Raw genomic sequence first — 14,686 nt, 5'->3', positions numbered from 1 at the left:
TCGACTCAGTAACTTCCCGCGGCCACCGTGGCTGTAGGTTGGGCTAGCGCCCGCAGCAACGTATCGTAGTCGATCGGCTTGACCAGATAATGATCGAAGCCGGCTGCTGTCGCTTGATGACGGTCGGCTTCGCCGCTAAAGCCAGTGACGGCGATCAGCGGCACGTCGCTGAGTTGCGGATACTTGCGCAGGCGTTTCGCCAGCTCATAACCGTTCAATCCCGGTAGGCCGATATCGAGCAACACCGCATCCGGGTGGAATTCCAACGCGGCTTTAAAACCTTCATCGCCGGTATGTGCCAGCCGCACTTTGTGGCCAACGGTTTCGAGCCACATGCCGAGACCTTGGGCCGAATCGACATTGTCGTCGACGATCAGCACCCGCATTTGCTCCAAGGTGTGGGCTATGCCGTTGCTTTCCGGCTCCGCCGGTGTTTCCACGATCGGGGTTACGCACGGTAAGCAGACGATGAACTCGGAACCTAGGCCGCTGCCTTCGCTGACGGCACGCACGGTGCCGCCGTGTGAGTTGACTAGGCCGCGCGCCAGCGCCAAGCCGATGCCAAGACCGCCTTGGCTACGATCGAGCGAGGCGGTCGCTTGGGTGAACAGTTCGAAGACGCGCTCTAACATGGCCGGCGGGATACCTTGACCGGTATCGCGGACGGAAACCATCGCCTGTGCGTTAGTATCCACACCGACGCTAATCGTGATGGCGCCGCCTTCGTTGGTGTATTTGGCGGCGTTGCTAATGAGGTTGTCGAGCACCTGTGTCAGTCGCACGAGGTCGCCATTGACGTAAATCGGCGTGGCTGACGGATTGATGGTTAACGTGTGACGACGTGCCTCGATCATCGGCCGGCTCATCTCGACGGCGCGCTCGACGATCAGCGCCAGGTCGAGGTCTTCGCGTTGCAGCTTCACGCGGCCGCTGGAGAGGCGCGAGACATCGAGCAGGTCGTCGATCAAGCGTTTCAGATGTTTTACTTGATGGCCGAGCGAATCGCGTGCCCACAGCAACTGCGGGTCGTCGATCGGGCGCACGTACATGAGCTGTACGCCGTTGTGGATCGCCGACAGCGGATTACGTAACTCGTGCGCCAGGATCGCCAGGAATTCGTCTTTACGCTGCGCTGCCGCCTGCAGTGCCTCTTGCGCGCGTTTGCGCTCGGCGATTTCGGCCTTCAGCTCGATATTGGCGAGCTCGAGATTGCTATTGAGCTTATACAGCTCACGGGTATTTTCCGCCTTCAGTGCCTGATGCGCTTCCGCCAACTCTTCATTGGCGACGGCGAGACTCGTATTGAGTCGCTTAAGCTCGTGTTGTTGCCGGTACAACTGCACCAGCACCTGTACTTTGCCGCGCAGGATCTCCGGGATCACCGGCACATAAACATAATCGACCGCGCCCATTTGATAGCCGCGTAATCGATCGGGGTCGGTAACATGCACGCCGGTGACGAAGATGATCGGTGTGCGTTCGAAACGCGGATGTTGGTGAATGATGGCGGCGGTTTCGAAGCCGTCCATACCCGGCATACTGACGTCGAGCAAGATCGCCGCGAATTCGGTCTCCATCAATCGCAGCAGCGCTTCGGTGCCGGATTGCGCCTTAACCAGATTTTGTCCGAGTGTGGCCAGAATCGCCTCGTAGGTGAGTAGGCGCGACGGCTGGTCATCGACCAGCAGGATATTAATTTTGTCTTCAGTCATGGGGTCCGACTTGCCTCGGCTCCGAAGTAGAACGTCCCTCTCCCCCCTTGCGGGGGAGAGGACAGGAGAGCGGGGGCTTAGTATGGTCACCCCTCTCCCCCTTCCCCTCCCCCGCAAGGGGGGAGGGGAACGCAGGGTTTTGCCGCACGATCATCCTTATCTGTGCAACCACATCCGCAGCAACGACAATAGCTGCTGATTGTTTACCGGCTTGGCGATGTAGTCCGATGCGCCGGCCTCGAGACACTTCTCGCGGTCGCCCTTCATGGCTTTGGCGGTGAGGGCGATGATCGGCAACAACCGGAACTCGGCATGCTTGCGGATCTGTCGCATCGTTTCGTAGCCGTCCATCTCCGGCATCATGATGTCCATTAGCACCAACGACAGCTCCGGTGTTTTCTCGATGATGCCGATGGCATCGCGGCCGTTGCTGGCGGTGAGTACCTGCATATGGTGCCGTTCGAGCACGCTCGACAGCGCGAAGATGTTGCGCACGTCGTCGTCGACCACTAGTGTTTTCTTGCCGACCAACGCCTCGTCGCTTTCGTAGAGCTTCTCCAGCATGCGCTGCTTGGTTGCCGGCAACTCACTGACTACGCGGTGCAAGAACAACGCGGTTTCATCGAGCAAGCGTTCCGGTGACTGCGCGCCTTTGAGGATGATGCTCTTAGCCATGGTCCGCAGACTCGCCTCTTCGTCGACCGTGAGCTCGCGGCCGGTGAAGACGACGATCGGGATATCGCGCAGCTTGTCGTCGTGTTGCACCTCGTTCAGCAGATCGAATCCGGACATGTCCGGTAGCCGCAGGTCGAGCACCACGCAGTCGTAGCTCGATGCGCGCAGTGTCGCCAATCCTTCCTTGCCGGCGCCGACGGCGGTGATTTCGACGTCGTCATGGCCGATCAGCGCGGCGATACTCTGTTGCTCCGCCGGGCTGTCTTCGATCACCAGCAACCGACGCTTACGCGGCTTGGCGAACTCCTTCATGCGCTCGAAACCTTCTTCCAGGCGCTCGGTCGTCGCCGGCTTGTTCAGGTAGGCGAAAGCGCCGCGCGACAGGCCGTGCTGGCGTTCTTCCTCGACGGTCGTGATCTGCACCGGGATGTGGCGCGTCGCCGGGTCTTGTTTCAGTTGGCTCAAGACGGTCCAACCGAGCATGTCCGGCAGGAAGACATCGAGCGTAATTGCCGTCGGATGATGCTTGCGCGCCAGCGCCAATGCGTCGATGCCGCGCATGGCGACCAGACCTTTGAAGCCATGCGCGCGCGCCAGATCGAGCAGCACGCGCGCGTAGTGCGGATCGTCCTCGACGATTAACAGCGTTTGATCGCCCGGCTGGACCTGCTCGCGGTCGTCCGCCACTTCCTCCGGCCGTGCTGCCGGTAACAGCATCGGCTTGTACGGTACATCGGTCTTGTCCGCCAGTTGATCGGACGCGCGGCGCATGACCGAGCCGACGTAGGCGAGCGGCAGATACAACGTGAAGGTGCTGCCACTGCCGTGGACGCTGTGCAGGCGGATTTCGCCGCCGAGCAACTGCGCCAGCTCGCGCGAGATGGCGAGGCCAAGACCGGTGCCGCCGTAACGGCGAGCGGTGCCGGCATCGGCCTGTTGGAACGCTTCGAAGATGATTCTTTGCTTCTCTGTCGGAATGCCGATGCCGGTATCGGTGACGGCGAATTCGATGACCGTCTGCGTCTTGTCGAGCACCGCATGCCCCGACGACCAGCCACCGCGGGCAACGCCGACGCGCAAGCGCACGCCGCCGCGATCGGTGAACTTGAAAGCGTTCGACAGCAGATTCTTCAACACTTGCAGCAAGCGCTTCGGATCGGTGTACAGCGCTTGGCCCAGGCTCGGATCGAACTCGGAGTTGAAGGCGAGCTTGCGTGTTTCGGCCTCGTGACGGAACGAACGCTCGACCGCTTCGCGCAGGCTACTGAAGGCGAGATCCTCGCATTCGACCGTGACCGTGCCCGATTCGATCTTCGACAGGTCGAGAATGTCGGAGATCAGGTTGAGCAGATCGGTGCCGGCAGCGTGGATGGTCTTGGCGAACTCGACTTGGCGCGGTACCAGGTTGCCGTCCGGGTTTTCGGCGAGCTGCTGACCCAAGATCAGGATGCTGTTCAGCGGCGTGCGCAGCTCGTGCGACATGTTCGCCAAGAATTCCGATTTGTAGCGCGAGGTGAGCGCGAGCTCGGCCGCCTTTTCTTCGACCGCGCGCCGTGCTTGGTCGATTTCCTGGTTCTTGCGTTCGACCTCGGCGTTTTGTGTGGCTAAGAGTTGCGCTTTTTGCGCCAGCTCTTCGTTGGTTTGTTGCAGCTCGCGTTGTTGCGTTTGCAATTCGGTCGCAAGCTGTTGCGATTGTTTCAACAGGCCTTCGGTACGCATCGTCGATTCGATCGTGTTCAAGACGATGCCGATGATGCCGGTCAGCTGTTCGAGGAACGCGAGATGCGACGCGGTAAAGTTGTTTAAGCTGGCGAGCTCGATCACCGCTTTGACCTGGCCTTCGAACAGCACCGGCAAGACGATGACGTTGCGCGGTTGGATCGTTACCAAACCGGAGGAGACGCGGATCGAATCCGGCACGATGTCGGTGATCATGATGCGTTGGCGTTCGTAAGCGCACTGACCGACCAATCCTTCGCCGATGCGGTACAGCCGCGGCGACATCGGATCGGTCGTGTCGGCATAGCCGGCGAGTTGCCGCAGACGCGGCCCTTGGTCCTCGGCCTCGTTGACCATGTACATCACGCCTTGATGCGCTTCGACCAGCGGCGCCAGCTCCGACAGCAGCGTCTGCGCGACCGTGTAGAGATCGCGCTGACCTTGCAACATGCGGCTGAACTTAGCGAGGTTGGTTTTGAGCCAGTCTTGCTCGGTGTTGCGCTCGGTGGTCTGGCGCAGATTACCGATCATGGCGTTGATGTAGTTCTTGAGGTCGGCGACTTCGCCGGAGGCGTCGACTTGAATCGCGCGCGTGAGGTCGCCCTTGGTCACGGCGGTCGCCACGTCGGCGATGGCACGCACCTGCGTTGTCAGATTGGCCGCGAGCAGGTTTACGTTTGCGGTTAAGTCCTTCCACGTACCGGCGGCACCCGGCACGTTCGCCTGACCGCCGAGGCGGCCTTCGACGCCGACTTCGCGCGCCACCGTCGTTACCTGGTCGGCGAAGATCGCCAGCGTATCGGTCATGCTATTAATAGTGTCGGCCAGCGCCGCGACTTCACCCTTCGATTCGACCGTGAGCTTTTGCGCCAGGTCGCCGTTCGCCACCGCGGTCACGACCTTGACGATACCGCGCACTTGATTGGTGAGATTGGCGGCCATGACGTTGACGTTGTCGGTCAAGTCCTTCCACGTACCGGCGACGCCTTTCACTTCCGCCTGGCCGCCGAGCTTGCCTTCAGTACCGACTTCGCGCGCGACCCGCGTGACTTCGGCGGCAAAGGCGTTGAGCTGATCCACCATCGTATTAATGGTGTCCTTGAGCTGCAGAATTTCGCCGCGCGCATCCACGGTGATCTTGCGCGACAAGTCGCCGCGGGCGATGGCGGTTGCCACCTCGGCGATGTTACGCACCTGCGCCGTGAGATTGCCGGCCATCCAGTTGACGTTGTCGGTGAGATCTTTCCAGGTACCGGCGACACCGGGCACGTACGCTTGGCCGGCGAGCTTGCCTTCAGTACCGACTTCGCGCGCCACGCGTGTGACTTCGGCGGCAAACGAGTTCAGCTGGTCGACCATCGTGTTGATGGTTTCTTTGAGCTGCAGAATTTCGCCGCGCACGTCGACCGTGATCTTGCGCGACAAGTCGCCGCCGGCGATGGCGGTCGCGACCTCGGCGATGTTACGCACCTGACCGGTCAAGTTACCGGCCATCGAGTTAACGTTATCCGTTAAATCCTTCCAGGTACCGGCGACACCCGGCACCTGCGCCTGACCACCGAGCTTGCCTTCGGTACCGACCTCGCGCGCCACGCGCGTCACTTCCGAAGCGAAGCCATTCAGCTGATCCACCATCGTATTAATGGTGTTCTTGAGCTCTAAGATTTCGCCCTTAACGTCGACCGTGATCTTGCGCGACAAGTCGCCGCGGGCCACGGCGGTTGCGACTTCGGCGATGTTACGCACCTGCGCCGTGAGGTTGCCGGCCATCCAGTTGACGTTGTCGGTGAGATCCTTCCAGGTGCCGGCGACACCGGGTACGCGCGCCTGACCACCGAGCTTGCCTTCGGTACCCACTTCGCGCGCGACCCGCGTGACTTCCGCGGCGAAACCGTTCAACTGGTCCACCATCGTGTTGATGGTGTTCTTCAATTCGAGAATTTCGCCGCGCACGTCGACCGTGATCTTGCGCGACAAGTCGCCTGACGCTACTGCCGTCGTCACCTCGGCGATATTACGCACCTGCGCCGTGAGATTGCCGGCCATCCAGTTGACGTTGTCGGTGAGATCCTTCCAGGTGCCGGCGACACCCGGTACCTGCGCCTGACCGCCGAGCTTGCCTTCGGTACCCACTTCACGCGCCACCCGCGTCACTTCCGAAGCGAAGCCATTCAGCTGATCCACCATCGTATTGATGGTGTTCTTGAGCGCGAGAATTTCGCCTTTGACGTCGACCGTGATCTTGCGTGACAAGTCGCCACGGGCCACGGCGGTCGCTACTTCGGCGATGTTGCGTACTTGCGCCGTTAAGTTACCGGCCATCGAGTTGACGTTGTCGGTTAAGTCCTTCCAGGTACCGGCGACACCCGGTACCTGCGCTTGACCGCCGAGCTTGCCTTCGGTACCGACTTCGCGCGCCACGCGGGTGACTTCGGCGGCGAAGCTGTTGAGCTGGTCCACCATCGTATTGATGGTGTTCTTCAATTCGAGAATTTCACCTTTGACGTCGACGGTGATCTTGCGCGACAAGTCGCCGCGGGCCACGGCCGTCGTCACCTCGGCGATGTTACGCACCTGACCGGTTAAGTTGCCGGCCATCGAGTTGACGTTATCGGTTAAGTCCTTCCACGTACCGGCGACACCGGGGACTTGTGCCTGACCGCCAAGCTTGCCTTCGGTACCGACTTCGCGGGCGACGCGCGTGACTTCGGCGGCGAAACCGTTGAGCTGATCCACCATCGTATTAATGGTGTTCTTAAGCTCTAAGATTTCACCCTTAACGTCGACGGTAATTTTGCGCGATAAGTCGCCGTTCGCGATCGCGGTCGCGACCTCGGCGATGTTACGCACCTGACCGGTCAAGTTACCGGCCATCGAGTTAACGTTGTCCGTTAAATCCTTCCAGGTACCGGCAACACCCGGTACCTGCGCCTGACCACCCAATTTGCCTTCGGCGCCGACTTCACGGGCGACGCGTGTGACTTCGGCGGCGAAACCGTTGAGCTGATCCACCATCGTATTAATGGTGTTCTTCAATTCGAGAATTTCACCCTTAACGTCGACCGTGATCTTGCGTGACAAGTCGCCGCGGGCGACCGCGGTCGTTACCTCGGCGATGTTACGCACCTGACCGGTGAGGTTGGTCGCCATCGCGTTGACCGAGTCGGTCAGGTCCTTCCACGTCCCGGCAACGCCGGGCACGATCGCCTGGCCACCGAGCTTGCCGTCGGTACCGACCTCGCGCGCCACGCGCGTGACTTCCGAGGCGAACGAGCGCAGCTGATCGACCATGGTATTGATCGCTTCTTTCAGCTGCAGAATTTCGCCGCGCACGTCGACCGTGATCTTGCGCGACAAGTCGCCGCTCGCCACCGCGATCGTGACCTCGGTGATGTTGCGCACCTGCGCCGTCAGGTTGTTCGCCATCGAGTTGACGTTGTCGGTCAATTCTTTCCATGCGCCCGACACGCCTTTCACCTGCGCTTGACCACCGAGCTTGCCTTCGGCACCGACCTCGCGGGCGACGCGTGTAACTTCGGAAGTGAATACGCCCATTTGCTCGATCATCTTGTTGACGATCTTGGCGGAGCGCAGGAATTCGCCTTCGAGTGGACGGCCGTCGACTTCGAGGCGCATGGTTTGTGATAAATCGCCCTTAGCGACCGCCGCGATCGAGCGCGTCACTTCCGTCGTCGGCCACAGCAGGTCGTCGATCAGCGTGTTGATCGACGACTCCATCGTTCCCCAGGCGCCAATGCGACGCTCGCTGCGCAGACGCTGGCGGGTCTTGCCTTGCTTGCCGACCGATTGACCGACGCGGTCGAACTCGTCGGCGAGACGGCTGTTGGCGATAACGATTTCGTTGAACGCATCGGCGATCTTGCCGCGCAGTCCGGTCCAATCGCTCGGTAACCGCGCCGAGAAGTCGCCGTCGCGTACGGCTTGCAACGCGTGCAGCAGATCGCGCGCGTCGAGCGTGTCAATGGGAAAGTAAGGGGTGGGGACAACGGCGACGTCGCCGTCATTTTGCTGCCTGGACATAGAAGATCCTTCCTCTGGAGGTTGAGGGGGCATAGCTAAAGTTAACCCGCGAGTGGGGTAACCACAACGTGCGAATCAAATACCTCGCTATATATGTGCCTAATGTAGCTGGTGCGCTAGCGCGCGCCGACGACGGGCGTAGTAGCACCGATTAACTGGATCAGCAGTTGAGCATCGACCGGTTTCAACAGATGCGAATCGAAGCCGGCATTACGGCTGCGTTCGATGTCTTCCGGTTGGCCGTAGCCGCTGATGGCGATGAGGGGCACTTTTTTCAGATCTGGGTGCTGGCGCACGAGCCGGGCGATTTCGAAACCGGTCTTGCCGGGTAGGCCTAAGTCGATGAGCAGTACGTTCGCCTTGAACGCCAACGCCTTTTCGATCACGCCGTCACCTTCGTAGTGCCGGCCGACTTCATGGCCGCTCAAGCGCAATAACTCAGCCATGCTATCGGTGAGATCGCGGTTGTCGTCGACGATGAGTACGCGCCGTGCTTCCAGCGGCGCGTGCCAAGCTCTGTCGGGTTGGTTCTTCTGCTGGGTCGGTTCGGCAGTAGCGACCGGCAAGCGGATAAAGAACTTGCTACCGCGATCGCGACCGTCGCTATGGGCGCTGATAGTGCCGCCGTGCAGATCGACGATGCGGCGGACGATCGCAAGGCCGATACCGAGCCCGCCCTGATTGTCGGCCATCTCGCTGCCGCTGTGGGCGAATAGGTCGAACACGCGTGGCAACACTTCCTGATCGATGCCCTGGCCGTTGTCTTCGACGCGAATCTCGACGGTATCTTCCTTGAACAGGCCAACCACGGCGAGGGTGCCGCCGGGCGCGGTGAATTTGGCAGCGTTCGCCAGCAAGTTGGCGATGGCACGTCCCAGTCGCACCGGATCGACGTACAGTCGAACTTCGGTTAACGGCAAGTCGACACGCAAGCCGTGGCGGTTGGCGCTGATCAGCGGCCGTACGGTTTCGATCGCTTGCGACACAACAGTGCGCAGGCTCGTCATCTCGCGCTTCAACGCGATCTTGCCGTTAACGATGCGGCTCAGCTCTAGCAGGTCGTCGACGATGCGCGTCAGCTGCAACAGTTGCCGGTCGATGACTTGCAGCGCCCACTCGCGTCGGCCGAGATCGTTGAGGCTGTGCTGAATGATGTCGAGCGCGGTCTTGATCGGCGTAATTGGATTGCGCAACTCATGGGCGACGATGCTGAGGAGTTTGTCTTTGCGACGGTCGGCTTCTTTGAGCGCGTGTTCAGCACGGATACGGTCGGTGATATCGACGAGCGCAGCAACGGCGCCGCAGGTTGCACCACGCTCGCTGCGCTGCGGTAAGGTATTACCAAGGAAGTAGCGAATCTGTTCACCCATCTTCACTTGGATTTCCCAATTGCGAATTTCGTCGCCAGCGGCGGCGCGCTGCAAGTGCAGTAATTCGCTCGGCAGGAAATCGTGTTCATCGCCGGCGACGGTCTGCGCTAATGCTTGCAGTAATTCTTCGCCGGCGGCGTTAGCGCGTAGCTGCCGGCAATCGACATCGTCGGCAATGATGACGGCGGCCGGCATAGCTTCCATGATTGAGCGCAAATCGGCGGCACCGGTGTGTGCACGCGTTTCATCGACCGACAGCGACTGTTTGGTGTCGCGGGCGGGCGGGGACGTGCTCAGCGTGGAGTCTGGTGTATTCACTTCTATGAGGCGGTCACTCATTGCGTAGTTCGCAACGTCGCGTTCCGTTTTGTCGGCGCCGACGGTTGCCGCGCACAACGGAGGGCACTCTATCAATATTCCGCGCGTGCTGCGAGGATGAGACAGCAGCAATAACTAACACTCTACGCGCGGGATTTATCCGCGCGACTCAGGTGCTGCCGGTGTTTGCTTGTACGTAGCGGGCAATCAGCGCGCGCTTTTCTTTCGGCGACATTAAACGTATAGCGCATTCGCGGATCAGTGCCGCCGAGCGGCTTTCGCACGGCTCTTGATAACGCAATTTCACCGGTCGTCGACTGCGTGTGTAGCGCGCACCGGTGCCTTCGTTGTGCTCACGCACACGCCGTTCAATATCGTTGGTGATACCGGTATACAACGAGCCATCGCTGCACTCAAGAATGTAGAGGAGCCAGGCGCTGTCGTTACCCGCAGTCGTCGCCGGGGTTTTTTCCGACATGGTGGTTTCCTTATTGAAGTAAAAGTCAGTTAATACGCGATGCCATGCGTTCGAGATCGATAATGCGCAGCCGCAGGTCGCCGGCATCAGGCGTCGTCGGGTTCAATATCAAGTAACGCCGCAGGTCATCGAGCGCCGGCCGGAAGCATTCGAGCTTCTCGTACAACTGGCCGCGCTCAAGCAGCTCTTCCGCCAAATCCGGCCGGATCAGCAGTATGCGGTCGATTACCATCAAGCCTTTGGTGTGGTCTTCGTTGTGCAGGTAGATCGCCTTCAGGTTACGCAACATGCGCAGCAGAATTTCTTTCTTGCCGGCGGTTTGCAGCAGCGGTGCCAGCGGTGCTTGCGGCGCATTGGCATCGCCGAAGCGTTGGCGCAGGCGCTCGAGAAGGTCTTCTTCGCTCAACGCCATTCCGCCGGAAAACGGATCGAGCACGATATCGCCTTCGGTGGTGGCCGATTTGACTAAGAAATGCCCAGGGAACGAGACGCCTTCGAGGGTCAGCCCGAGGCGGCTGCCGATTTCTATATAAAGGATCGACAGGGTGATCGGGATGCCGAGCTTACGGTCGAGCACCTCGTTCAAGAAGCTGTTGCGTGGGTCGTAGTAATCGTCGGTATTGCCGGTGAAGCCTTGCTCTTCGAATAGGAAATCGTTGAGCGCCACCAGCGTTTCCTCGAAGCCGGCCGGTTCCGGCAGGCGCGCACGTATGGTCGCCGCCAGCTCATCGAGCCGTTGCAGGTAGGTGTCGATATCGAGGTTGGGATACTCGTCGCTCGCAACGAGCAGCGCTGCCTCGGCCAGGTTCATGTCTTCCTCTGGTCGTTGCAACACCGCCTTGAGGCGTTCGATCGAGGAGTGTGGCTGCGTCATCATTAAAACTAACTATAGCAAAGCCGCTTCGCGCAACTGTCACTGTTGATCGATAGTGACGTAAAACGTCACTATCGATTAAACCATTAATGAGACTAGTTACTTACGTTCGTCGGAGTAATGCTCGAAAATTCTATGAAAGGATTTTTTTGCAATGCGATGGAATGTAGAAAGGCGGTGAATGTCGCGTAGTCGGGTGCACACGGTACACAGCGTGCACCCGACGTTGGGTTACCGTTGACCGGCGATATACAACCAAGTCTTGACCACGGTATCCGGGTTGAGCGACACGCTGCTGATCCCTTCCTGTACCAGCCACTGCGCCAAGTCTGGATGATCCGACGGTCCTTGGCCGCAGATGCCGACGTATTTGCCGGCCTTGCGACATGCTTGGATAGCCATGTGCAGTAATGCTTTCACCGCGGGATCGCGTTCATCGAACAGCGATGCGATCAAACCGGAATCGCGGTCGAGGCCAAGCGTCAATTGCGTTAAATCGTTCGAGCCGATCGAGAAGCCGTCGAAGTGTTCCAGGAATTGCTCGGCCAATAATGCATTCGACGGCAGCTCGCACATCATGATGAGACGCAGGCCGTTGACCCCACGTTTTAAGCCATTTTCCGCCAATATTTCGACCACTTCGCGCGCCTGCGGTACGGTGCGCACGAACGGCACCATGATCTCGACGTTGGTCAGGCCCATGTCGTCGCGCACTTTGCGCAGCGCTCGGCATTCGAGATCGAAGCAGTCGCGGAAGGTGTTGGCAACGTAACGCGCGGCGCCGCGAAAGCCGAGCATCGGATTTTCTTCCTTCGGCTCGTAGCGCTCGCCGCCGATCATGTTGGCATATTCGTTCGACTTGAAGTCGGACAGACGCACGATCACCGGCTTCGGATGGAATGCTGCCGCCAGTGTCGCGATACCCTCGGCCAACTTTTCCACGTAGAAGCGCACCGGGTCGCCATAGCCGGCGATGCGTTCGTCGATTTTACGTTTGACGTCGGCCGGTTGATCGGCGAGTTGCAGCAACGCCTTCGGATGAATGCCGATCATGCGATTGATAATGAACTCGAGTCGAGCGAGGCCGATGCCGGCGTTCGGTAGCCACTGAAAGTCGAACGCGCGTTCCGGGTTGCCGACGTTCATCATGATCTTCACCGGAATCGGCGGCATTTTTTCCAGACTGACTTCGCGTATTTCGAAGTCGAGCTTGCCGTTGTAGATGAAGCCGGTTTCGCCTTCGGCGCACGAGACCGTCACCGGTTTGCCGTCCGGAATTTTGTCGGTGGCATCGCCGCAGCCGACGATTGCCGGAATGCCGAGCTCACGGGCGATGATCGCTGCGTGGCAGGTGCGACCGCCGCGATTGGTAACGATGGCGGCGGCCCGTTTCATCACCGGTTCCCAATCGGGATCGGTCATGTCGGTGATCAGTACGTCGCCGGGCTGCACCTTGTCGAGCTCGGAGGTGTGCTCGATGACGCGCGCCCGGCCGGCGCCGATGCGGGCGCCGATCGAGCGGCCGGTGGCCAAGATTTCGCCGCGTTGCTTCATATGGAAGCGCTGCAGCATATCGTTGCCGGCGCGGCTCTTCACTGTCTCCGGACGCGCTTGCAGGATGTACAACTTGCCGTCAGTGCCGTCCTTGCCCCATTCGATGTCCATCGGCCGGCGGTAGTGCTTCTCGATAATGAGCGCTTGCCGCGCCAAGTCTTCGACTTCGCCATCGGTTAAGCAGAATTGCCGTTGCTCATTGACCGGTACCGGCACCGTTTCCACGGCTTTGCCGCCGGCGGCGCCATAAATCATTTTGATGGCTTTGCTGCCGCGCGTGCGTTTCAGGATGGCGTGGCGCGCCGCCGCCAGCGTCGGTTTGTGAACGTAAAATTCATCGGGATTCACCGCGCCTTGAACGACCGTTTCGCCGAGACCATAAGAAGCGGTGACGAATACGACGTCGCGGAAGCCGGACTCGGTGTCGAGCGTGAACATCACGCCGCTGGCGCCGAGGTCGCTGCGGCACATGCGTTGAATGCCGGCGGACAGCGCCACCAAGTCGTGCTCGAAGCCTTGGTGCACGCGATAAGAAATCGCCCGGTCGTTGAACAACGACGCGAACACTTGTTTGACGGCCAACAGCACGTTCGGCAGGCCTTTGACGTTGAGGTAGGTTTCTTGTTGGCCGGCAAACGACGCTTCCGGCAAATCTTCAGCAGTTGCCGAGGAGCGCACGGCCACCGAAGCGTTGTCGCCCATTTGCCGATAACCGTCGGCGAGCGCTTGTTCCAATTGTTTCGGCAGTGTCGCCGCCAACACCCAATCGCGGATCTCGCGGCCGGCGGCAGTCAATGCCGGCAGGTCGTCGACGTTGAGCGTTTTCAAGCGTTCGCTGATGCGCTGGGTTAGCCGGTTCTGATCGATAAAGGCGCGGAACGCGTCGGCGGTCGTGGCGAAGCCGCCGGGTACGCGTACGCCGAGCGACGTTAGATGGTGGATCATTTCGCCGAGCGAGGCGTTTTTGCCGCCGACGCGCGCTACATCGCCCATGCCCAATGTTGCAAAATCTACGACCCATTCACGCATTACTTATTTACCTCCGCCTGACATAATTACCGACTTATGGAACGCGCCGTCTTTTTCGTCTCTGACCGTACAGGCATTGCGGCCGAAACGCTCGGGTTGAGTCTGCTCGCGCAGTTCAACGGCATCAAATTTAAAAAATATACCCATCGTTTCATCGATTCGCTCGACAAGGCGCAAGTCGTTTGCGACGAAATTCATCGCGCCGCGGTCGAGACCGGCGTACTGCCGATCGTGTTCAGCACCATGATCGACGACGAGATGCGGCGGGCGGTGACGGCGCCAGATTGCATCCTGTTCGATCTGGTCGATACCTTTATATCTCCGCTCGAGGCTGCCCTCGGCCAGAAATCGTCACATACCATCGGCCGCGCGCGCGAAGCGGTCGACCAGTCGAAATATAACTTGCGCATGGACGCGGTGAACTACGCACTTACCACAGACGACGGCCTGCACACGCAGGATTATAGAAACGCCGACGTCATCATCGTCGGTGTATCGCGCTCGGGTAAAACCCCGTCTTGCCTCTATTTAGCACTGACTTTCGGGGTGTACGCCGCTAATTACCCGCTGACCCCGGAAGACCTCGAAGACCAACGCCTACCAACCTCGCTCGTGCCGCATCGACGGCAGTTGTATGGCTTAACGATCGATGCCGAGCGGCTGCAACAGATCCGCCGCGAGCGTAAAGCCGAGGGCGTGTACTCCTCGTTACGCCAATGCCAATACGAGGTGGCGCAGGCGGAAGCCCTGTTTAGAGCCGAAAATATCCCCTATTTGTCGACAACTACGATGTCTGTCGAGGAAATCGCCACAACTATTCTGCACCACATGAAGCTGCAATGGCGCCTTTCCTGATGGCGGTCGCCTAGTTTCCCCGGGGGGAGGGAGGGGGAATGGCATGCAAAATGCTCTTGAA

At 59.8% G+C, this 14,686-nt stretch carries 7 protein-coding genes; 1 reads left to right on the top strand and 6 read right to left on the bottom strand.

Features of this window, described 5'->3' with window-relative positions; all coding sequences use genetic code 11:
- Positions 1-5: 5 nt before the first annotated feature.
- The 6 genes from HY308_19690 to ppsA form a co-directional block, all read right to left on the bottom strand.
- Positions 6-1,712 (bottom strand): response regulator, encoded by a 1,707-nt coding sequence (locus tag HY308_19690; protein ID MBI3900485.1) that lies wholly within the window; start codon positions 1,710-1,712, stop codon positions 6-8.
- Between the two features lie 156 nt (positions 1,713-1,868).
- Entirely contained in the window at positions 1,869-8,147 is a 6,279-nt protein-coding gene (locus HY308_19685; protein ID MBI3900484.1) for a HAMP domain-containing protein, read from the bottom strand.
- Between the two features lie 116 nt (positions 8,148-8,263).
- Positions 8,264-9,856 (bottom strand): response regulator, encoded by a 1,593-nt coding sequence (locus HY308_19680; GenBank protein ID MBI3900483.1) that lies wholly within the window; start codon positions 9,854-9,856, stop codon positions 8,264-8,266.
- A gap of 148 nt (positions 9,857-10,004) precedes the next feature.
- Positions 10,005-10,313 (bottom strand): GIY-YIG nuclease family protein, encoded by a 309-nt coding sequence (locus HY308_19675; GenBank protein ID MBI3900482.1) that lies wholly within the window; start codon positions 10,311-10,313, stop codon positions 10,005-10,007.
- A 25-nt stretch (positions 10,314-10,338) separates the two neighbouring features.
- Positions 10,339-11,190, bottom strand: coding sequence for a tetratricopeptide repeat protein (locus HY308_19670; protein MBI3900481.1), 852 nt, complete (start codon positions 11,188-11,190; stop codon positions 10,339-10,341).
- 228 nt (positions 11,191-11,418) lie between these two features.
- Positions 11,419-13,770: a phosphoenolpyruvate synthase gene (ppsA, locus tag HY308_19665; protein MBI3900480.1), complete on the bottom strand. Its 2,352-nt coding sequence runs from the start codon at positions 13,768-13,770 to the stop codon at positions 11,419-11,421.
- A 36-nt stretch (positions 13,771-13,806) separates the two neighbouring features.
- Here ppsA and HY308_19660 point away from each other — a divergent pair, with 36 nt between their 5' ends.
- On the top strand, positions 13,807-14,625 hold the full coding sequence (locus HY308_19660; protein ID MBI3900479.1) for a kinase/pyrophosphorylase: 819 nt from the start codon (positions 13,807-13,809) through the stop codon (positions 14,623-14,625).
- The last annotated feature ends 61 nt before the right edge of the window (positions 14,626-14,686 follow it).

The organism is Gammaproteobacteria bacterium (assembly GCA_016199745.1).
Taxonomy (GTDB): domain Bacteria; phylum Pseudomonadota; class Gammaproteobacteria; order Acidiferrobacterales; family Sulfurifustaceae; genus JACQFZ01.
This window is presented reverse-complemented; position numbering and strand designations above follow the sequence as displayed.